The following is a 19,487-nucleotide window of genomic DNA, read 5'->3' as shown; positions in this document are numbered from 1 at the left end:
CTATCGATCCATAAGCATTTGAGTCAATACCTGTTCAGCGTTGGCTCCATGCTCTTTTATGAAGTCTGTAAGCCCATCTAAACTGTTATCATGTAGAAGCTTGTATTTGGCCTCTATCGTTTTCTTCACTCCGCCTGTGCCAGTTTGTGCGCCTGTTCCTTGGTTCTTTCCCTTACTCGGATTATTCCTTGGATCCGGTGTACCTTCGTTCCCATCTGTGTCATCCTCTGAAGCGATGCCCAAAATAGCTGTAAGGCTATATCTGCGCCCGTAAGTGATTGCTGAACCAATCCCTTGTGGAGTGAAATCTTTGCCGCCACCTTTCAACACCTGCAGACCTGGCAAACTCAACGGCTCTGACTCTACAAATTCGCCGGATTCATGCATGAGCAACGTTGTTACAGTTACGTTTTGTTCGTCTGTAGATGTTGATTGGATGTACGACAGTCCATACTTAGCCAGCGGCTCTCTGATTACGTTAATTACCTCATGTAACGGTGCATACTTCGATGAAAAGTAAGGGTTATTAGCGTTGTTCTTAGGGCTAACAACTTCCTTTTGGAATTTGACCAAGGCCGCTGCCAAGTTAGTAATGCTTTCGCTTCTTTTCAAACCCATGTTGCAACCTCCCGAATTTGTGATATAATGCACGTAACTATTTTTATTACTGTGTTGAATTGGTCGCGGCCCCCACCGCGGCCATTTCGCTTTCTATCTGCTGCAAAAGAGCAATGATATCCGGTAAGTCATGTCGTAAGAACACAGCGATATCTGCCAATGCTGCAGGTGTTGAAACACCTGTGGTTTCATCTTGTAACTTCTCTAGCTTGTCTAGTGCCTTCCTGATTTCTTCCAAGCTCTCGCCCCCAATCCATTGGTTTACGAACCATGATATAAACCGAACATTCTATTGCTTCTTTCATGCATGCCTCGCAATGCGGCTGTTCATCTTCGTAGCAAAGGTATTCTGCCGGCTTCCCGCATCCACAAGTTGGCCTCATGACAACTCTCTCCCGAAGATTTCACGTTCCATCTGTGCAATCTCCATCGACAGCCAATCGTATGCTGCTTCAAGGAGTCCTGGCGCGTTCCGCATCATTTTCAATTGATTCAAATGACGGATTGATTCGACTCTTTTCATTGCAATCTCTGTCATGCCAGCACCCCCACATCTCCGCGTTTTCTATGTCCTACTGTCAGCAGCTTGTCCATTCTTCCAGTGACTTTGTGCCATTGATCGGCAGCAGATTCCTTTACCTGCACCAGATATACCGAGCAACTTACAAGCTCCGTCAGCGGCATCCCAAGCAGGTTAACGACTGTCTTCGTGCCTACGCTTCGTTTTTCATTCGCCGACCATCCTTCCTATTTATTCCTTTAATATGGTTCCAATCCCCTATACAATAGAGTTGTCCAGACACTATGAAGGGAGTTGAACATGTTGGATTTCAAATCATTAAAAGAGTTCGCTACTGCGCTAAAAATTCCAGTAGATCAGTTGTCTACCAACCTTTTAGAAAAACCAACAAAAGAATTAGGTGAAGGCGTTGGTAATCTATTCTGGTTAGCTTTTGCGCCTGTTCACTTCGCACGAAATTACTTAGAGCCTAGAATTGAAAAGTTCAAGGAAGAGATAGGGAGAGAAATTTCAAAGATACCTAGTGATCAGTTAACTGAACCACCTTTAAACATTGTTGGCCCTGCCCTTGAAGCCTCTAAGTATTACATTGAGAATGAAGTGCTCCGTTTGATGTTCGCAAGACTTATAGCTTCTTCAATGGACACTTCGAGGATATCTTCTTCGCATCCATCATTTGTTGAAATTATCAAGCAGCTATCGCCTTTGGACGCCAATAATTTCAAATATTTATCTGAGCATTATGCTCATGATACAAAAGTTGGCGTAGCCACTATTTGCATGATCTTGGATGAAAAGAAATCAGAGCAACAAATTTACCCTAACTTTTTCCCTTTCCCAGAATTAAACAGAACAAATTCAGAACTGTATGCATCATCAATAACTAACCTAATGCGATTAGGACTTATTAATATTGATTTTCAAAGGAATTATCTAAATAAACTGTTGTATCAATCGTTACATGAACATTCACTTACTGAGTACTGTAAAGAAATATATCCTTACGAGATAGTACTTAAAGAGGGTGTATGGGATGTAACAGAATACGGTAAATCTTTTATTAATTGTTGTTTTTAAGGTTCTCATTTAACAATTGCAACGCCGCTTCTTTGAACCCATTCTTGTAGTCATCAATAAGACTGTTCAATTGTTGTTCCATCTGATTGCTGATAAGTGTTAGGGCTTGAACCGTAGCTTCCTTCGATTCGTTCAATGCTGCTTCAAGCTCTTCCACTTTCTTTTCAAGGTCTGCAATCCGTTGTTCCATGTTCATATCCCCTTTCTTAATTGGCTAACTCTTGAATGCACCGCTTGCAAACATGCTTGTCCCTAAATGCTTCCAAGGCATCGGAACAACCACAGAACGTACAGCCTGGTTCATACTTTTGAAAAACAATGCGGCTGCCGTCCGTGAATATCTCCAACGAGGCCTTTTCTTCGATTCCCATCGTGCGGCGAAGCTCCGCTGGAATAACTACACGTCCTAATTCATCGATCTTACGAACAATACCTGTGCTTTTCATTGTTACGTCCTCCCTTTATTTGGTTGGCATTGGTACCCAACCTTCTACGTATTTCAATACCTTTTGCAAATCGGTACGCAGTACATCTTTGTAACTTGTTACTTGGCAGCGGTTCTTAATTTCTCGGTGGAGCTGCCTGAAATACTCACTTCGTTCTTCTTTGTCTTGTGTAAGACTGTAGACCTTCGAATTGATTGCCTTCTGCAATCTCCGTTGCTCACCGCTTGCAAGCGTGATCTGTTCATCAACCTTTTGCTCCACTTGATCGATACGACTTTCCAACACCGGTACCTTTGTCATCATCTCGGCAGTTTGCTTCAACGATAATGCGATCGCTTCATTAGGAGTGAGTGTTGGAACACTGTATGTTCCTGTTTTACGAATAGCCGGCAGAATTTCATCCGCTACTTTCGTCTGAAAGAATTCAGCAGCTTCGTTTTTAGCTTTCATCGCCAGTCGATAGAACATGTTTTCAGGAATGCACGTATCTTTCGCAACTTCCTGCGAAAACCCGAAACTCTGTAAATAAGCTCTCACTGTGTTCCATCTGACATATTCAGATCCTTTGGAGTTGTCTGTAAATCCAAGCCCTCGTGCAACATCCTCCAAATTCAATCGAGCAGTACCATCTTCATCAATAAATCCTCGTACCCCTTGAATCGTAATCATCTGGTTCATGCTGTTTTATCTCCTTTCTTTCTTTTGTAACGTAATCTTGAATTTAATCTTTGATACAATGTTCGCCATTTACACCATTTCAAATCGCCACATTCTCTTGCCCAAACTGCATTGTTTGAGTTGAACTCTATTGATGCTCCAACTCGTTCCGCAACGTTAACAAGCGCTGTTTTCGTAATCTTGCTTTGACTCATGGTTTGCCTCCCATATTTCTTCAGGCTGATTCACCATTAATGAATTTCCGCTCTTGCTCGTCCAAGTATTTATCTAATGAAGATAGCCTGAATCTATAATTTGGTTTTCTTGACTTCGCTGATCCCATTGGGATTGCCGCAATTTGTTTTTCTTTCAACAACGTATATAGAGTCTCTTTACAAATTCCCAAGTAATCCGCCGCTTGATCTGAATTTAGAGTAGCCCGCTGTATGCGTATCGTGTAGAGTTCTTCAACATCTTTTTTGAACTTATCAACCATTTCTTTGTAGACCCGCTCTTTAATCTCTTCCAAGAAATCATCTGTACTCATACTGCCCTTCCTCTCGTATGGTAATTTAAATACCCTCCAACCTTTAAAAAAAGGCAACACTAAATAAAGGTATTGACATTACCTTTTTATTGAATTATATTATCTATAGGTATTAATAATACCCTTTATGGTAAAACTAGGTATTGCTTATGTCTGGAAAAAGTTCTTCTGGTGTTGAGTCCAATACTTTGCAGATTATAAGCATGGTCTTCGCACTAGGATTCATTCTGCCATATTCAAGACTTTTAACGGATTCCTTTGACATTTGAATTTCATTAGCGAATGTTTCCCTGGTATAGCCGTAATGATTGCGTTTCTGTGTTAATGTGATTCGTTTTTTTGACATTACATTTTGCACCACTTTCTTTCACCACCCTCCGTCGATTTAGGTTCATTATAAAGGGTATTGTAATTACCGTCAAGCACTTTGAAGTATTTTAATTACCATTCCCTCGAAATATTTTTATGTCAGGAGTTATGATAATGAGTTTAGGGCAACGAATCAGAGAATTAAGAATGAAGAAAGGCAAGACACAATACGATATGGCCCAATACCTTGGAATGGGCCGATCAAATTTCGGTCATATAGAAAATGACAGAGTAAAACCCCTCGAGCGATGACATAGATAAAATTGCTGATATTTTAGGGACGACCACGGATTACTTATTGGGAAGAGAAGAATCCGAGGAGTCAAATGAAGCTCCTTATTGGATGACAAAGCAATGCGCCCCAGACATAAAAAAATGCTCACTGAGGAAAATGAAATTTTATTTGACGGCGTTCCAATGACAGCAGAAGACAAAGAAAAAGTAAAACAAGTATTAGATGTTTTATTTTGGGATGCCAAAAAACAGAATAAGAAAAACTGAAGGAGGTTTATTCTGTGGCGACATACGAGAAACGTGGCAAAAACTCGTACAGGCTGACCATTGAAGGTGGTTACCTCCCTGATGGAACAAGGGAAAGATTCAGAAAATCAATCAAGGTAGATGAGTCATTACAAAAAGCTCCCCGAAAACTGAAAGAATACTTATATATGGAGATTGCTAAATTCCAAGCAGAAGTGGAATGTGGGACATATATTGCTCCAGAGAAAATGAACTTCACCCAATTTACTGATGAATGGAAAGAGAAATTTGTCTTAAAGCATTTAGAATATAAATCACAAGAAAATTACCTTCACCATTTAGAAAAACGCATTCTCCCTCACTTCGGAAGCAAGAAAATATCTACAATAAAAACTATGCAGATTATTGACTTCTTGCATAATCTCAAAAAACTTAACGATCAAAGCAAACCTGTCGGAAGTGCTACGCAGGCATATGTATACCGAGTTTTAAACAGTATTTTTTCAAAGGCGACTGAATGGAAAGTGATTTCAATAAATCCTATGGATGGAGTCACTAAACCCAAAGAACCTGAACGTAATATTGATTTGAATGTATACGACGATAAAGAATTAATGCTTCTTTTTGCCGCTCTTAAAAATACAGAAATGTGGTTTCAAATCGTTATATTACTTGCTGTAACAACAGGAATGCGTAGAGCTGAGATACTTGGTTTAGACTGGAAATACATTAACTTAAAAGAAGGAATTATTAGCATTAGACAGTCTATTCCTGCATTCAAAGATGGGCAGCCAGTGATTAAAGATCCTAAGACTAAAGGATCCAAAAGAAATATTGCGATTAGTAGTTATGTTGTACAACAATTAGAGATATATAAAAACGAATGGAACAATATGAAAAACGATAACGCTGACATATGGGAAGGTACTTATGGTGACCTTTTATTTTGCAATAATATGGGCTTCCCCTTTCACCCTAAAACACTTACCGAAAAATGGCGTGATTTCAACAATACAATACCTGATTTGAAATTCATACGATTTCACGATTTTCGCCATACATCGGCTTCCATACTGATTGGAGAGGGAGCCCATGCCAAAACGATATCTAATCGGTTAGGTCATTCTAAAATTGGAACTACTATGGACGTCTATGGGCACATCATCGAATCAGTTGATCGGAAGACAGCATCTATTTTTGATAACGTATTATTCACAGATCATGGGGACTAAGTTCGTAAATTGGGGACTACTTGGGGACTAATTACATTAATCTTCACATTTTTTCACCTTTTTTAATATACTATCAAGCGTCCATAATCCGCTTTCCATATAGGTTTATCAATCATAACCGTTTAATATCGATTATTAATTTCCACCTCTCCCATGAGGGCGTCCTAGCAATAGGGCGCCCGTTTTAATTTGCCCCCCTTAAAACCAAAATCATTATACGTCCGGGAAAATAAAAAAGTTGATCCAAGGCGCCTTGGATCAACTTTTTAAATATATTATCTATATATTGTCATTACGTTACAACAAATTCGACAACGATTGGAGTAGCAGGATCGAGAGCATCTCCTCCAGGGATCGTTATTGTTGTTGTCGTTACTGTCGACGTATCTGCCGTTTGGATGACGCCATTAATATAGAGAACATAATAAGCGAATAAACTTGGGAATGCTGTTGCTGCAGCACCAGCGTCATTAGTAAAGGCTGTTGCAGCAACCGCAAATGTAGCGCCTGTACCAGTCCCGGCGCCAGTCGTAGCTGCAAATTTCCGACTTGCTATAAATGGTTGAGAAATAGGCATTTTTCTCCTCCTTTTCTTAAGGAATACTTTATTAGATGCAAGTTGGACAAGTAATGAACCCTACAATTGACATAAAGAAAAGATACATTTTAAAAAGCCCATTAAAAAGACTGTTCTGGAATATAACCAGAACAGTCCATTATGAGCATATGTCTTAATTAAGTCACAACAAACTCAATCACAAGCGGCGTGGCAGGATCAAGAGCATCACCGCCAGGAATCGTTATTGCTGTTGTGGTAACTGTAGACGTATCTCCCATTTGGAGAACCCCATTGATATGAAGGTCATAGTAGGCGAATGAGGCTGGAAATGACGTAGCTGCAGCACCAGTATCATTTGTAAATGAGGTTACTGCAATCGTAAACGCGGCACCGGTTCCCGTGCCTGCCCCAATAGTTGAACTAAATTTCCTGCCTGCCAGAAACGGTTTAATAATGGCCATTCATGTCACTCCCAATTTTAGGATGCTTTATTTAATGCTAACCTTCCCCAGAACTGATTGTGCAAATGTCACGCTGCATCTAATCAGCGCAAAATTCCTGTTTTTTTGTACAGGTCATATAGAGAACGTACTGTGGCGAAATGAAATAGCAAAAAGCCCCCCTCCTGCTAACAATCTTGAAGAAAGGGTGCCTTCTTTGGTTAAGGAGCTTTTCCGACTCAAGGGCACAATCTATGTATCCTATTAGCTCCGCCTCCGGGTCACCCAATTTCCGCATGAAAAATTCGAATGAACTGAAGTGTAATAGGAACGCCATCTGCTGGTACTTCATCAATAGTTAATGCCCCAGCCGACACCTTGTATGCAATAAGCGGCTGAAGAATGCCGTTGATGAACAAGTTGGTGTAGGATACATTTGCCGGATCCAATATGTTCGAACTTCCGTATTGCGGCAGCGCATCCTCGTTCATATATGTTGATTTCATCCCGTCGCTTCTTGTAATGAATTGGAATGTTTCAACCTTTAGCACCTTGCCCGTCTCCGGAGGAGTTGGCGGTATCGGCGGAGCAGGAAATATAAGCGCGCATCCGGGGGGAGGACATATGCTTCTGGACATTAGCCCACTCCCCTGGGCATATTCGAATTTCTGCTTATTACTCCACGGTTTGGACGTTATGCGAAACATATTATCTCCGTTCATCATAACCACCTGCCCCTTAACCAAAAATATTGTGCTCCTATTCATAATATTTATGATATTCATGTACTTCTAATCTGTTCAGGGCATACGTACATTCAATAATCAAATTCGGCTGACACGCTTAAGGAATAGTCCTTTACCATCGTATCCCTCGCAATATATGGCCGGAAATCAAGCAACTTTATAAACATCATCGGTCGTTGACTAGCCTTGCCTGAAATTTTATGTATAAACAACATGTTTTCTATAAAGACGGCCTTCCTTCAAGATTGCTCCCGTTCACGGACAGAAAAAGGAGTGCCTATCATCCCAGTATCAAGCATACTAGCTATCCGGGCCACTCCTTCCTTCCACCGTGACATCATGTCAAGGCTCGTCCTCTTCGAACAACGGCTTAGTTCTGAGGGGAATTGTCGTCTTTCTCTTGCTGATTGTCTCGCTTATCCCTCTTCTGACTGTCATCTCCATCGCTACCTTTATCCTTCAGCACCATAATTGCTTTTCTGAGCACATTCGGGACTGGCACACCGAGTCGGCCTCCATTTTCTACAATCGACAATACCTCATTCGCCATATAAAAATAAGTTGTCGCGTCTCTTATTAGATTTTTACTTCAAAGGCGATATCGATCTGATGGGCAAGCGCAATAATTAGAAAAATAAACACTTTGCGTGCGATCCCCACAAGTCCTACACGACTCAACAATTTGCCTTCCGCACCCGAAGCGATTACACCTGTTACATAATCTATTATGACCATCGTCAGCAGCACCTGCACTAGCGCAGGCCATCCTCCAAATACAAACGAAAACGTCCCTCCAATAGCTGCAACTCCCGTTTTGAGTAGAAGATCGAATCGCTCCATGTTCGCCCTCCTCTGCTGTCGCACACATTTCGGTCAAGTTATCTATTACTCTGCCTCGCTTCTGCTAGAATGTGGACGAAGCACTCTCAGAAGCTTGATATATTTTATGCAGCTTGCACTCAGCCCGACAAAGGCAAGCCTCCCTGCTGCTTCTTTTGCCTTAGATGATAGATGGAAATAATAAAAATCAATTGCTAGAATACAAGAATGGCGCTATTCGTGCTCGTTCCTTTCTATTGGCTGACCATTACAACACAAAAAGCGGACCCCCCAAGGATTCACATGTTTCCCTGCACAGGAGCAACAAAAAAGCCGCTGAATCCTCAGCGGCTCAAATTCGTAACCATCACTGGATGAATGCTCCATTACGCATAGGGTTCAGCTAGACAATACTCGTCCTCCATGTTGCGAATCCATTCCTCCAGCTCATCCAGCTGTTCGAAGGTTCGTATCGCAATTGGAGCCCGATTGGGCACGTCTCGCTGCAAGATTACGGTATCCCCCGCCATCATGCGTTCCCTTGCGTGTCTATAAATAGAATCCACCCTTTTCCAATCCTTGTGCTCATAAGCGCTCCCAATCTGCGCGAGATCGATAGTGATATTCATTACGCTATCCCTCCCTTGAATGGGTATGCCTTACAATATATAATATAACCTATTTTTTTCAAAACGTACGCATTTTCTAAAAATTGCCTTTTTTCTGCCACTATTAAACTTACTCCGAATTCGCATTTTGCTCCTTGCTGCCAACCCGTTTCTTTCCAAAAAGCGCTCTACTCGCTAGAATTCCTTTATCGATCAGGTTGTATATTCGCTTCGACTCCTTCGTTAAGAGCGGTCCTAATATGGCAAGCAGCAATACATATAATACAGCAAAGGATTGGACAACCGGAAGCAGACCTCCAGCCTTGCCGATATTCGCCATAATTATGGAGAACTCTCCTCTCGAGGCCAAGGTGAAGCCGATATTGATAGAAGAGCGGTTCGATAAGCCTGCTGCGCGTCCTGCCAACATCCCTGCGACGACATTGCCGATAATGGTCAACACGACAGCTGCAAGCGCCATTCCAACTGCCCCGCCTAATGTCATCGGATCAATCGTTAAGCCGAAGCTGAAGAAGAACACGGCTCCAAAGAAATCCCGAAAGTTTATCACATAGTGTTCAATCCGCTTTACATGTTGGGAGTCTGCAAGTACAAGTCCCACCAATAGAGCCCCAATCGCTTCCGCCACGTGCAGTGTTTCCGAAAATCCTGCTACGAGGAATAAGGTTGCCATCACAAGTATGAGGAACAGCTCCGAGGATTTTCCGTTCAAGACCCGGTCAATGAACGGCATCGCCTTGCGGCCCAAAATAATGAATAACAAGATGAAAGCAAGCGCAGATCCTGTCGTCAGCAATACAGCCCCGAGAGATGCGCCTCCACTAAGTACAAGTCCTGACAGAATGGACATATGAATGGCGATGAACAAATCGTCAAACATAATCATGCCCATAATCACTTCGGTTTCCGGATTTGCCGTCCGCTTTAAATCAACTAACACCTTAGCTACAATCGCAGTAGATGAACTTGTCATAATACCGCAAATAACGAGTGTCTCCGCAACAGGCAATCCCATCAGCCAACCGATTAGCAGGCCGGAGACAAAGTTAATCGCAATATAGGAAATCCCCCCCACAACGATGGATTTCCCTGATTTAAGCAAGCGACCGACGGAAAACTCCAGTCCTAAATAGAACAATAGGAACAGTACCCCAATACGGCCCATAAAATCAATAAATACAGAACTTTCAATAAAGCGGAAATCAAATATCCAAAAGTGCGGCGCATGCGGCCCTACTGCCATCCCTACAAGAATATAAAATGGTATGACAGAGAAGCGAAGCTTCGTTGCAATGACGCCCACTAGACCAATCAACGCAATAGCCAAACCAACCTCAAAAATAATTGTATCCATAGTTCACCCCGTTTCCTGCTTATTCGCTTCCACTTAACAACCACGGCTTAAGCAGCTTAATATGTTGTCTTTCTCCTGCAACGACAAGCGTTGTATGAGCAGATAACACGACATCAGGTCCTGGATTAATTATTTTCTTATCCTTCTCAAGGATCGCTATAATTGTTGCTCCTGTCGTCTCACGTACTTTAATCTCGCCGATGCTCTTGCCAACGCAGGCCGCATGAGGCTCTACTTTGTACCATTCAATCATGAGGTCATCTAAGGCAACATTGACTGTCTCCAGCGCCTTAGGCTTGTAAATAAGCCCACCAACGATAGCAGCAACCGCTCGCGCCTCATCATCATCCAATGTAACCATCGAAATGCTCTCTTCTTGATCTTGCTGATCAAAGTGGTACATTTCACGGCGTCCATCATCATGTACAATGATGACCAATTGATCACCATTACGCGCTTCCAGCTGATACTTACGACCGATTCCTGGCAATTCTGTTTCCTTTATATTCAATGGAAATCCCTCCAACCGTACATATAGGTTTATTTTTCTCACATTGTGAAATAAAGAACTTTATAGGAGTGTCGACCATACTTTTCGTCCAGCACAAACAATCTATGTCGATTACAGTTAAATGCCATAGACAAAACTATGCACGCAAGCAGACATCTACTATGATTGGACGATTCCCTACACGATCAGAGAACACATATCCATCAGCAATTATGCGTCGTCCCCGCTGTTCCTTATTCCATTTTTCAAGCACAACCGTGTGAATGAATGTAGAGAATTACACTACGAACGTAGAGGTGAATTTGATAGGCATCAGAAATAAACGTTTCCGCATTACGAAGAAACTACTGTGGAGATACTTTATAACAAGTGGCATGCTAAAGATGAAATGCTGGAAAAAAGAATAAACATGAATACGATCTTCTTCACGAGAAGATGCTTCATGGTAGAGGTATGCCGTGAAACGGCAGTAAATTGCTGCTCATGAAAAGACTTCGTCAGCTTGGATGGATTGTTCCAAATGACGCGCTCTTCTTCAACGATAAACGGGGAAAATACCGTACATAAAATCAGGAAGGCAATACATACAACACCAAGTATGCTGTTTCTCTTGCATGGCACACCTAATCTTGTCATATCGCACCTCCTGTAGTTTATTAGTTAATTGTAAATTTTCTTAAATTTAAAATAAGATTATCATGCAGATCCGCATCAATCAAGAAAAAACGAACATCCATTCTCTGGATGCTTGCGATCCCGCTATGCTCGGCCGTTAATCTTCACGTTGCAGACACGATCGCATCGGATGATTGTCGCCATCCTTATTATTCCTACGATCATCCTGTTCATCGTCCGCTTCTTTCTCATCATGAAATTCTACACCCGTTTGTGCTGTAATATAATCGAAGAGCGTATAATGAACCTCGACATGCTCCCGCTTTACAAAACGCTTGTAACCAACTAATCCCACGATCATCATCAGAAATAGACTAAACATGCCGATCATGACGGCGAAATAAAGCATGGCATCCTCCCCAAATGCATAGTTGACGGTTACTAGGTACTACGTAGCTTCCATGGAAACGTTTCACTTTTCCCATTTTTATTCACTTCACTAATTGCGGAAACCGCCATCTGAGTGAATAATTTGTCCTGTAATCCATTCCGCTTCTTCACTCGCCAGTTACACTAAACGAGCTGCATCCTCTGGCGTCCCATTGGGAATTTCGGTCTTAGGAAGTCCTGTACGAACGCTTCCTTTTTAAAAGCGTGTTATTTTTCCGTTTTCCTGATTCCGCCTTACGGCACGATTCGCAGCCATACAATGTTCCGGTCTGCATTTACTCCGACTCGCACAGTTACTCCCGTCTTCACATTTCGAAATTCCTCGCCTTGAAGATCGGTAGAGCCTGTCAATCGGAAGGCCTCCTCCATGCCATCACCTGTCTGAATAACAATCCGCTCTGCCTCCAACTGCTTGACGCTGCCTTCATATTCCCGTTCTACTACAGCGGCCCTGCCCGGATTCATCATCGTGGAATTTACGAAGCCGATCGTAAATGCAGCGGTTCCGAAAACAAGTGCGAGTACAGTTATGGTGATCCACATCCATTTTTTCATGCGCATATCCCTTTCTGACTAACTTGAAGCGTGTTTCCGACTTGCTTTTAGCTCTTTCTTCGATTATACCATAGGCCTGTAGTTGCCTCATCCCGACATTGGGAGCAACTCCATAGTCTGTAGCTCTATCACGCCTTATATATTCCTGCCTCATCTGCCGCAAGCTGAATCGGTTCACCCAGCTCTAACACTGCACGCTGCTCTGCAAGAACACCGGTCATAATCGCTGCATACAATTCCCCAATCACAGCGCTCGATTCATTAAATGGCTCTAAGCCATCCATCGTTAATACACCGTAGGAGCCAAGTGAAATGCAAATCAGCGATCGGTAGGGGCTCTTCGATTCCTGATTGCGTTCCCAATCCTCGTCCTTCAGCACATCGGCGCACTGAATCGTTACCTGCTTCCGGAAAGAGCGACCTGCTACTGAGCGATCAATATGAAGATAGCGCTGCCCAACATAGTGGTTTGGAAAGCCTACCGAGGCAAGCTGCAGCGTTAGTATCGGCTCCTCATACTTCCAAATGCCGCAGCGGTGATGCCCGCCTGGGGCGCATTTCATATCCACGGCCAGCATATCCAACATCCGCTGTAGCAGGAAGTTCGATTCATGCAGAACAGCATATGGGTCTGCCATCCCCCTCAGTCCATTGAGCGCATCTGCAAAAGGCTTCATATTGCGCAGCGCGGACAGCATTTGCTGAGACGCATGCTCCGTGAGGACTCCTGTCACTTGCAGATCATCCACTTTGTCCTGCAGCCGCTGCATGCGATCTTCCCGATTGAGCACCTCATGTATGACCTCGGTAAATTTTTTATTAATGTAGAGTGTCTTTATAAAATAAAATATTAATCCTGCTGCAATCACAACCGCAAAGAGCTGGTATGACCATGCCGGCAGCTTGTCAAGCATCGCCTTAATAATTGCTTCCATCTCACCCTCGCCTCTCTTCCCTGTCCTTGGATTAAGAATATGACTGAGAATGAGCGAACATGCATTCTGCACTTCTTTTATTTTTCTTTTTTCATGATAAAATTGCATATATTCCAGGTGTCTTTAAACCAGCTCTCCTCGTCGAATATGCATACGATATTACAAGTTACTTTTTAGAAAATGGAACTATCACACATACGAGTCACTTACGATGCTGGGATTCAGTCTTGGACACTCCTGCTATTCTGCCTTTAAGCTTGTACTTATCAGCTAAGGCATATAGCGGAATCATGGATTGGATGGTATCTCCTTCATTGTCTGGGTTAACAAGTTGATTCGCTTTGCAACCGAGGCGCCGGATTCATGGAACTTTCCAACATGTCCGTCTTAGGCACTCACGCAGGCGGACTCAACTGGCTCTAATCCGAGATAACGAGTACGACATTATGTCGGCTCACGATTTCCCCGTTGCGAGCAACCAAATCGATAATTGGCCAAGCTACCCTGCTTTTAAGGAGACGCTTGACCGACGCATCAAACGCTTTTTCGAAAAAATGGAGACCAGTCAGCGCATCTTCTTTCTACGCTTAGGTGGAACATACGAGGAAGCTCTTGAACTCCAGACCGAGCTACGGGCAATTGTGAAACATCAATTTCATATTCTTCTTGTGAATCATACCCCTAACTATGGCATCGTTGAATGTCATTGGCCGCTGGAACACGTTTGCGCGATCGAAGTGCCTCTATACGGGGAACAGTACCCGGAGCTATGGAATTATATCCTCTTTGGAGTCCTGTTGCTTGGTCAGCCATAACAAGAAGCATACTCTGCAAATGACAAAGAACCGTTCAATTGCTTCCTATCGAGAAGCAATTGAACGGTTCTTCTTATTGTCGTATCTTCAATTATCCGTGTTGATGCTGAACTGCAGGCCGTACTGGAATGGAACGATCGCGTGTCGTGCCAACCTGTACCGTCCATGTAATGACCTTACCTGCTATGCTGACCGCCAGTATCGTGTACAGCGTGTCGACAAGCGGCAGGAAAAACAAGGACAGCAGCAATACCACTATATCAAATATAATAAATACTGTACCTATGCTTAATTTCGTAATACGGCTTAAAAATAATGCCAGAATGTCATCACCGCCTGATGCGCCTCCATGGCGCAGCACGAGGCCGGCTCCAAGCCCTGTCAACAATCCTGATAGAACAGCCGCAAGCACCATATTGCCGCCAAGATTCATATTCCATGGCGAAAAGCGCTCGCACATCTCGTACGTTAACGAGAACACTCCTGTTGCAATTGCCGTATTCATAATGAATGTCCGCCCTTTGAAAAACCAAGCAGCGATAAATACGGGAACATCCATGCACAACACGGTCAGCGCCGGCGACCAATTAAATGTGTACTTACCAATCAGCGCTAAACCAACAAATCCGCCTTCAGCCAGATGATTCTGAAAATTAATGTGATAATAACTGAAAGCCAACAACATCGATCCTACCATCATCCAAAAAATCTTACGTAATTGTTCGTTCCCCATCTTCGTAACCTCTCGTTTCGTAATGTAGCCCTTCGACTAACCGAGAAGAGACGGATAGGGATCCTTATCCTTCGAACCATCATAATTCACTCATCCTTCTCGTATTAGTCTCCGTCTTAGCGACCATTGACAAATCTACGAGAAGAAGCTAGATGTAAGAAAGATCATAACGTTTCCAGACTGTCCTTTGGGGTTTCATCCTTCGGGGACGCATTGGTATCCTGATCCTTTCTTGTTTTGTCTTTTGTATTGCCTTTAGTAATTGTATTATACCACAATGTATATGCCCTCTAAACACGTCTCATTCTGTAAATAACGCTGTCGTTCGGATTTATCTGCAATGAATCGCTCCAAGCTTGGTACAGCCCCAGATAAAGTCGATATCCTCCCTATTTTCCTCTGAAATCCTCACAATTTGGACACTTTTACATTTATGTTTGAATTTCAGATCCATCTTTCGTTGTGCAGTTAGCTTTTCATTTGCTTTCTTCAGTTGATGTTCATAAAGCTATCATATTTTGTGTGCGCAGGATCACATTGTGACTAATATCACAACTATACAATAGCAGCAGAAGCATTCGGATGCCGCACGTGATTACTCTCGCTCTTTCTCTGCTGCGCATCCTTATATGATCGTTACGCTAAAGGAGGAATCCCTTATGTTACAACCTCGTACGATTGAAATTGTGAAATCTACAGTTCCTGTGCTGGCAGAGCACGGCCCACAAATTACAGCACGATTCTACCAGCTCATGTTCAGCAATCATCCCGAGCTGCTCAATGTATTCAACCACGCCAATCAGCGTCAAGGCAAACAGTCCATGGCCCTTGCAAACGCGGTCTACGCGGCTGCAGCGAACATTGATCAATTAGAGACCATCTTGCCTGTCGTACAGCAAATTGCCCAGAAGCACCGGGCACTCAATGTTAAGCCTGAACATTATCCGATTGTCGGCGAGCATCTGCTGCTCGCAATCAAGGATGTACTCGGCGACGCCGCTACCGATGACATCATTCAAGCTTGGGCAGAAGCCTATGGCGTTATTGCTGATGTATTCATTCAGGTTGAGGCGGATATGTATAAAGAAGCCGAGCAGCAGGACGGCGGCTGGTCAGATGTGCGCCGCTTCATCATTGCCCGTAAAGTAAAAGAAAGCGACGTAATCACCTCCTTCTACTTGAAGCCAGAAGACGATCAGCCGCTTGCCTCCTTCCTGCCCGGTCAATATATTACGATTCGGGTTCAGCCGGAAGGCCAAGTCAATACGCATTATCGCCATTACAGCCTGTCTCAGGCTCCTCATTCCGATGTATACCGCATCAGTGTGAAGCGCGAAGGCGGCGATGCGAACTCTCCTGCTGGTGTTGTCTCCTGCTACATGCACGATATGGTGCAAGAAGGGGATGTTATCGAAGCGACAGCACCTGCAGGCGACTTTACCTTAAAGCCAAGCGCTGCACCGGTGGTGCTGATTGGCGGCGGCGTTGGGCAAACACCGCTTCTAAGCATGCTGCATTCACTAGCGGCCGAGGACTCCAAGCGAGATGTCTATTACATTCATGCCTCACGCAATCACGCAGCACACGCCTTCAGCCAGGAAGTGAATGAATTAGCTGCTCAGCACAGCAACAGCCATCTTCACACCTTCCTATGCTATGAGAAAAGCAGCGGGACAGAGTCCTGTGATCACATCGGCTTCGTCGATGCGCAGTGGCTTAGCTCCATCATACCGTCCTCCGTTTGGAAGAAAGCCGACGTTTACTTCTGCGGCCCTGAGCCTTTCATGAAGGCGGTATATCGCGCAACAAAACAGCTTGGAGCTTCGCCTGACCACATCCACTATGAATACTTTGGACCGGCAGGATCCTTAGAGGCTTAACCGCCTCCATAACAGAAGGGACACTTCTTGCACTCTGCAAGGGTGTCCCTTTCGCATGTTATCGTCTTTTCCGACCTGGTCATCAAAACACTTTTCTCATACTCCGCTCTTCCTTTAGTATTTCAACAGCTTCCCTGAAACGCAAAGAATGCACGACTTCACGCTCGCGCAAAAACTTCAGTCCATCCTGCAAGTCAACATCGTCCGTCATGTCGATCAGCCATTGGTATGTGGCGCGCGCCTTCTCTTCCGCTGCAATATCCTCGTACAAATCTGCGATCGGATCACCAATTGTATACTTAGACACAAAATTAGTTGCGCTTGCATCAGCTGATGTGAGCGCTTCTTTAGTTGTACATTATGATATTCTTGATAGCTACACCTAAAATGATTGCATCATTAAATACTCCGTGTTCAGGGTTATTAAGTATGTATTGTTTTTCTGCAATCTTGGTATGAGCTAATAAAGTAATCGAATCAGTATAAGCCAGTACTAAATCACCTTCTTTAGGGTATTTGATTGTTCGATCCACAACTATTACATCACCTTTCATGATGCCTTCGAGAGCCAAGCTATTATCTTCTACTTGGAAATACATTTGAGTTTCCCTGCCCATGTGTTTCGTCTCCCTCATAAAGTTATCTATGTAGCCCAAGCGTAATATATATGATAAAATCACATCACCACCCAGTATGATGGAGGTTGCTATGCAACTCATCTATGAGGGGTGTCATCTCGAATATGTCTTGAAGTCACGCGGCATGTCAAAAATCGTTTTTTCAGAAAGAATGGGCGTTAGTCGTTCTTCAGTAACCCACTGGATCTCAGGGAAAAATCTCATGTCAGTTGATAAGCTTTTCCTCGCTTGCCATATCCTAAAATGCCGACCTGAAGACATTTATAAATTCCGAGTTGACTAGCAGCTACGCTGCTACCCTCACAGTTGTTGTTTAGCTCAGGTAAACACCCATGTCCTAATCCACTCATCATCCCATTCCTATTCTAATGTTTACATCTACGATCCCTCTTTATTTAATATCCAAGTATCCGACTACGTGATCTATTTTAATTATGAATGTCTGATCATTTATTCATAACTGGGTTGTGCTCTGGTTTGTTTTTTGTACTCACAGCGCTGCTAAACCTCATTAAACAACGCTTGCTCTAAAAAGTAAACAACCGTTTGACAGCCGAACGGTCATTTTCATATGCATTTTTCGACATGTTTTTACATTTATTTTAAGTAGGGAAACTCATCTAGTATTTTTTTGAGCAAACGCCTTGATATAGTGCATGTTTTCGTTGTTCCTTTAAATTCAATTATTCTCTGCTTTTTGTCGATAGATGATATATTTTGTATATTTACGGCATTGCTTCTTTCGACAAAACGATAAAAAAACCACCATTATTTAATCCATTGACCCAATACTTCGTTGGTGGAAGCATGTAATAGTGATTATATTTGGTATGAACTACCACTTTATTCACACTCTTATCGTATTCAAGGAACAAACCGTTCTTTACTGATACCGATGTAATCCCCTTATCACCGACCGGATCTATTGTTACCAGGAACTTCATACAACACCCCCCTATAGATGCTGTATTCCCTTTTATTAATGCGGTTATACAAACAAAAAAAGCCCCGGCGTGAGCGTGAGCACCGAGGCTTTTCGCATATAGATTAATTCAATATCTTATCTGCTCCAGACGAGAACTCAGAAGCAACAATATGATACGCATCATAAACCGCTTTAATCGTTTCAATCGCTTTTGCTTCTTTTCCTTCTTCTGAACCCGCTACAATCCCATCAATCAAACCCAGAGTGTGAACCATTAATAAGACTGGGTTGTCCTTATAGTTTTCTCTCATCTTTTGTGTAATTGCTTCTACAGTTGTCAAGTTATCACCTCGTATATGTAATAGATACATTATTACATAACAAATGCACTCGGAGATACCCGTCCATGGAATAGTTTGCGGAATATTTTACAATGATTTTGACAAACAGATATGGTTGCAGAAATCGAGGAATTTAGGTAAGTCAGTTGCAAAGAGGAACTGTCAAGAGAATTGGTTTGCAAAACGGAAGCCCCGAATTATTCCGAGGCTTTCTGTTCTTTGCTTATTTTGTCAATGCCGTAGTTAAGTTCTAACTCCATCAAGCTCCTATCATTGTCACTAGCCGATACCACGTTATAATTTACTTCTTTGATGTATTGACAGAACTCATACATTTTCATCGAGTCCCGTTCCAATCTATCGTATGAGCTAACGATCAGCGTCCCATTTGGATTTTCATCCATGAATTTTCTTACATTCTCAAATTCCGGTCGCTCAGAATTAGCACTGAATCCATGGTCTAAGAAAACTTCTTCGACTTTGTAGCCGTGTTCAGTGGCATACTTTTTACAGAGTTCCAGTTGAGCTTTAATATCTTGTTCAGTCGTTGCTGTACGGCAATACACTACAGCTTTCTTATCACTCATTCGGATCAG

Annotated in this window: 34 protein-coding genes and 2 pseudogenes; 7 read left to right on the top strand and 29 right to left on the bottom strand. The window is 42.9% G+C overall.

The genetic code is table 11. The annotated features are described in order from the left end of the window. The 3 genes from PAV_RS28425 to PAV_RS35400 all read right to left on the bottom strand — a co-directional run bounded on the left by PAV_RS28425 (window position 1) and on the right by PAV_RS35400 (window position 1,156). Window positions 1-618 carry an ERF family protein gene (locus PAV_RS28425; protein ID WP_005551782.1) on the bottom strand — a complete coding sequence of 206 codons (618 nt, stop codon included), beginning with the start codon at window positions 616-618 and terminating at the stop codon, window positions 1-3. Window positions 619-664: 46 nt separating this feature from the next. Beyond that, window positions 665-856 (bottom strand): hypothetical protein, encoded by a 192-nt coding sequence (locus PAV_RS28420; RefSeq protein WP_005551780.1) that lies wholly within the window; start codon window positions 854-856, stop codon window positions 665-667. A gap of 141 nt (window positions 857-997) precedes the next feature. Continuing rightward, window positions 998-1,156, bottom strand: a complete 159-nt coding sequence (locus PAV_RS35400; RefSeq protein ID WP_005551778.1) for a hypothetical protein — start codon at window positions 1,154-1,156, stop codon at window positions 998-1,000. A 282-nt stretch (window positions 1,157-1,438) separates the two neighbouring features. On the opposite strand from PAV_RS35400, the gene PAV_RS32855 reads away from it, so the two are divergent. Continuing rightward, window positions 1,439-2,215: a DUF4393 domain-containing protein gene (locus tag PAV_RS32855; protein ID WP_005551777.1), complete on the top strand. Its 777-nt coding sequence runs from the start codon at window positions 1,439-1,441 to the stop codon at window positions 2,213-2,215. On the opposite strand, the gene PAV_RS28410 is transcribed toward PAV_RS32855, so the two are convergent. From PAV_RS28410 to PAV_RS37075, 6 genes are all read right to left on the bottom strand, one after another. Continuing rightward, the gene (locus PAV_RS28410; RefSeq protein ID WP_005551776.1) at window positions 2,199-2,405 is read right to left on the bottom strand and encodes a hypothetical protein; all 207 of its coding nucleotides are present in this window, start codon (window positions 2,403-2,405) and stop codon (window positions 2,199-2,201) included. The two genes, PAV_RS32855 and PAV_RS28410, sit on opposite strands and share 17 nt — an antisense overlap. 16 nt (window positions 2,406-2,421) lie before the next feature. Then, window positions 2,422-2,661 carry an AbrB/MazE/SpoVT family DNA-binding domain-containing protein gene (locus PAV_RS28405; RefSeq protein ID WP_005551774.1) on the bottom strand — a complete coding sequence of 80 codons (240 nt, stop codon included), beginning with the start codon at window positions 2,659-2,661 and terminating at the stop codon, window positions 2,422-2,424. Window positions 2,662-2,676: 15 nt separating this feature from the next. Then, window positions 2,677-3,339, bottom strand: coding sequence for an ORF6C domain-containing protein (locus tag PAV_RS28400; protein WP_005551773.1), 663 nt, complete (start codon window positions 3,337-3,339; stop codon window positions 2,677-2,679). Then, entirely contained in the window at window positions 3,336-3,533 is a 198-nt protein-coding gene (locus tag PAV_RS28395) for a hypothetical protein (protein ID WP_005551772.1), read from the bottom strand. Before PAV_RS28395 ends, PAV_RS28400 begins: the two co-directional genes overlap by 4 nt. A gap of 20 nt (window positions 3,534-3,553) precedes the next feature. Continuing rightward, window positions 3,554-3,865, bottom strand: coding sequence for a helix-turn-helix domain-containing protein (locus PAV_RS28390; RefSeq protein WP_005551771.1), 312 nt, complete (start codon window positions 3,863-3,865; stop codon window positions 3,554-3,556). Window positions 3,866-4,001: 136 nt separating this feature from the next. Continuing rightward, a complete protein-coding gene (locus PAV_RS37075; RefSeq protein WP_157267357.1) occupies window positions 4,002-4,211 on the bottom strand; it encodes a helix-turn-helix transcriptional regulator in 210 nt (69 codons plus the stop codon). A gap of 119 nt (window positions 4,212-4,330) precedes the next feature. Here PAV_RS37075 and PAV_RS37805 point away from each other — a divergent pair, with 119 nt between their 5' ends. The 3 genes from PAV_RS37805 to PAV_RS28375 all read left to right on the top strand — a co-directional run bounded on the left by PAV_RS37805 (window position 4,331) and on the right by PAV_RS28375 (window position 5,946). Further along, on the top strand, window positions 4,331-4,486 hold the full coding sequence (locus tag PAV_RS37805; RefSeq protein ID WP_420798673.1) for a helix-turn-helix domain-containing protein: 156 nt from the start codon (window positions 4,331-4,333) through the stop codon (window positions 4,484-4,486). An 87-nt stretch (window positions 4,487-4,573) separates the two neighbouring features. Continuing rightward, entirely contained in the window at window positions 4,574-4,735 is a 162-nt protein-coding gene (locus tag PAV_RS35025; protein ID WP_157267347.1) for a hypothetical protein, read from the top strand. 14 nt (window positions 4,736-4,749) lie between these two features. After that, window positions 4,750-5,946 carry a tyrosine-type recombinase/integrase gene (locus PAV_RS28375; RefSeq protein ID WP_005551765.1) on the top strand — a complete coding sequence of 399 codons (1,197 nt, stop codon included), beginning with the start codon at window positions 4,750-4,752 and terminating at the stop codon, window positions 5,944-5,946. 292 nt (window positions 5,947-6,238) lie between these two features. Here the strand turns inward: PAV_RS28375 and PAV_RS28370 are convergent, their stop codons facing one another. The 13 genes and pseudogenes from PAV_RS28370 to PAV_RS28315 all read right to left on the bottom strand — a co-directional run bounded on the left by PAV_RS28370 (window position 6,239) and on the right by PAV_RS28315 (window position 13,559). Beyond that, on the bottom strand, window positions 6,239-6,523 hold the full coding sequence (locus PAV_RS28370) for a DUF4183 domain-containing protein (RefSeq protein ID WP_005551764.1): 285 nt from the start codon (window positions 6,521-6,523) through the stop codon (window positions 6,239-6,241). A gap of 158 nt (window positions 6,524-6,681) precedes the next feature. Beyond that, on the bottom strand, window positions 6,682-6,966 hold the full coding sequence (locus PAV_RS28365; RefSeq protein ID WP_005551763.1) for a DUF4183 domain-containing protein: 285 nt from the start codon (window positions 6,964-6,966) through the stop codon (window positions 6,682-6,684). A 260-nt stretch (window positions 6,967-7,226) separates the two neighbouring features. Beyond that, window positions 7,227-7,583: a DUF4183 domain-containing protein gene (locus PAV_RS28355; RefSeq protein ID WP_238555942.1), complete on the bottom strand. Its 357-nt coding sequence runs from the start codon at window positions 7,581-7,583 to the stop codon at window positions 7,227-7,229. A 478-nt stretch (window positions 7,584-8,061) separates the two neighbouring features. Then, window positions 8,062-8,226, bottom strand: a complete 165-nt coding sequence (locus PAV_RS37440; RefSeq protein ID WP_338010921.1) for a phage holin family protein — start codon at window positions 8,224-8,226, stop codon at window positions 8,062-8,064. A 41-nt stretch (window positions 8,227-8,267) separates the two neighbouring features. Continuing rightward, complete coding sequence (locus PAV_RS37435) at window positions 8,268-8,531, bottom strand: phage holin family protein (protein ID WP_005551759.1); 264 nt, start codon at window positions 8,529-8,531, stop codon at window positions 8,268-8,270. Between the two features lie 365 nt (window positions 8,532-8,896). After that, window positions 8,897-9,139 (bottom strand): hypothetical protein, encoded by a 243-nt coding sequence (locus PAV_RS28345; RefSeq protein WP_005551758.1) that lies wholly within the window; start codon window positions 9,137-9,139, stop codon window positions 8,897-8,899. A gap of 109 nt (window positions 9,140-9,248) precedes the next feature. Further along, window positions 9,249-10,493 carry a cation:proton antiporter gene (locus tag PAV_RS28340; protein ID WP_005551757.1) on the bottom strand — a complete coding sequence of 415 codons (1,245 nt, stop codon included), beginning with the start codon at window positions 10,491-10,493 and terminating at the stop codon, window positions 9,249-9,251. Between the two features lie 19 nt (window positions 10,494-10,512). Then, a complete protein-coding gene (locus tag PAV_RS28335; protein WP_005551756.1) occupies window positions 10,513-11,004 on the bottom strand; it encodes a cation:proton antiporter regulatory subunit in 492 nt (163 codons plus the stop codon). 360 nt (window positions 11,005-11,364) lie between these two features. Continuing rightward, entirely contained in the window at window positions 11,365-11,640 is a 276-nt protein-coding gene (locus PAV_RS28330) for a hypothetical protein (RefSeq protein ID WP_005551755.1), read from the bottom strand. Window positions 11,641-11,776: 136 nt separating this feature from the next. Continuing rightward, window positions 11,777-12,028: a DUF3951 domain-containing protein gene (locus PAV_RS28325; RefSeq protein ID WP_005551754.1), complete on the bottom strand. Its 252-nt coding sequence runs from the start codon at window positions 12,026-12,028 to the stop codon at window positions 11,777-11,779. A 90-nt stretch (window positions 12,029-12,118) separates the two neighbouring features. Continuing rightward, a pseudogene (locus PAV_RS35020) lies at window positions 12,119-12,220 on the bottom strand (SDR family oxidoreductase); the annotation flags it as partial. Window positions 12,221-12,303: 83 nt separating this feature from the next. Beyond that, window positions 12,304-12,624 carry an OmpH/Skp family outer membrane protein gene (locus tag PAV_RS28320; protein WP_005551753.1) on the bottom strand — a complete coding sequence of 107 codons (321 nt, stop codon included), beginning with the start codon at window positions 12,622-12,624 and terminating at the stop codon, window positions 12,304-12,306. A gap of 128 nt (window positions 12,625-12,752) precedes the next feature. Beyond that, window positions 12,753-13,559 carry a hypothetical protein gene (locus tag PAV_RS28315; protein ID WP_005551752.1) on the bottom strand — a complete coding sequence of 269 codons (807 nt, stop codon included), beginning with the start codon at window positions 13,557-13,559 and terminating at the stop codon, window positions 12,753-12,755. A 446-nt stretch (window positions 13,560-14,005) separates the two neighbouring features. Between PAV_RS28315 and PAV_RS28310 the strand changes: the two genes are divergently transcribed. Beyond that, on the top strand, window positions 14,006-14,374 hold the full coding sequence (locus tag PAV_RS28310; RefSeq protein WP_005551748.1) for a DUF1796 family putative cysteine peptidase: 369 nt from the start codon (window positions 14,006-14,008) through the stop codon (window positions 14,372-14,374). Between the two features lie 91 nt (window positions 14,375-14,465). On the opposite strand, the gene PAV_RS28305 is transcribed toward PAV_RS28310, so the two are convergent. Further along, the gene (locus tag PAV_RS28305) at window positions 14,466-15,107 is read right to left on the bottom strand and encodes a YitT family protein (RefSeq protein WP_005551746.1); all 642 of its coding nucleotides are present in this window, start codon (window positions 15,105-15,107) and stop codon (window positions 14,466-14,468) included. A 659-nt stretch (window positions 15,108-15,766) separates the two neighbouring features. On the opposite strand from PAV_RS28305, the gene hmpA reads away from it, so the two are divergent. Next, entirely contained in the window at window positions 15,767-16,987 is a 1,221-nt protein-coding gene (hmpA, locus tag PAV_RS28300) for an NO-inducible flavohemoprotein (RefSeq protein ID WP_005551743.1), read from the top strand. 82 nt (window positions 16,988-17,069) lie between these two features. On the opposite strand, the pseudogene PAV_RS28295 reads toward hmpA, so the two are convergent. Continuing rightward, window positions 17,070-17,321, bottom strand: a pseudogene (locus tag PAV_RS28295) (manganese catalase family protein); the annotation flags it as partial. A 13-nt stretch (window positions 17,322-17,334) separates the two neighbouring features. Next, window positions 17,335-17,604, bottom strand: coding sequence for a S24 family peptidase (locus PAV_RS28290; protein ID WP_005551740.1), 270 nt, complete (start codon window positions 17,602-17,604; stop codon window positions 17,335-17,337). A 76-nt stretch (window positions 17,605-17,680) separates the two neighbouring features. Here PAV_RS28290 and PAV_RS37800 point away from each other — a divergent pair, with 76 nt between their 5' ends. After that, window positions 17,681-17,908: a helix-turn-helix domain-containing protein gene (locus PAV_RS37800; protein ID WP_081505852.1), complete on the top strand. Its 228-nt coding sequence runs from the start codon at window positions 17,681-17,683 to the stop codon at window positions 17,906-17,908. 314 nt (window positions 17,909-18,222) lie between these two features. Here PAV_RS37800 and PAV_RS37795 read toward each other — a convergent pair whose 3' ends face one another. The 4 genes from PAV_RS37795 to PAV_RS28270 form a co-directional block, all read right to left on the bottom strand. Further along, window positions 18,223-18,330 carry a hypothetical protein gene (locus PAV_RS37795; protein WP_420798674.1) on the bottom strand — a complete coding sequence of 36 codons (108 nt, stop codon included), beginning with the start codon at window positions 18,328-18,330 and terminating at the stop codon, window positions 18,223-18,225. A gap of 20 nt (window positions 18,331-18,350) precedes the next feature. Continuing rightward, window positions 18,351-18,569 carry a hypothetical protein gene (locus tag PAV_RS28280; protein ID WP_005551738.1) on the bottom strand — a complete coding sequence of 73 codons (219 nt, stop codon included), beginning with the start codon at window positions 18,567-18,569 and terminating at the stop codon, window positions 18,351-18,353. Window positions 18,570-18,672: 103 nt separating this feature from the next. Then, complete coding sequence (locus PAV_RS28275) at window positions 18,673-18,891, bottom strand: hypothetical protein (protein ID WP_005551737.1); 219 nt, start codon at window positions 18,889-18,891, stop codon at window positions 18,673-18,675. 197 nt (window positions 18,892-19,088) lie between these two features. Continuing rightward, the gene (locus PAV_RS28270) at window positions 19,089-19,478 is read right to left on the bottom strand and encodes a recombinase family protein (RefSeq protein ID WP_081505856.1); all 390 of its coding nucleotides are present in this window, start codon (window positions 19,476-19,478) and stop codon (window positions 19,089-19,091) included. Between the last annotated feature and the right edge of the window lie 9 nt (window positions 19,479-19,487).

The organism is Paenibacillus alvei DSM 29, assembly GCF_000293805.1.
In the GTDB taxonomy this organism is placed as follows: domain Bacteria; phylum Bacillota; class Bacilli; order Paenibacillales; family Paenibacillaceae; genus Paenibacillus_B; species Paenibacillus_B alvei.
Note: the sequence above shows the minus strand (reverse complement) of the source record. Positions and strands in the feature narration are given on the sequence as shown.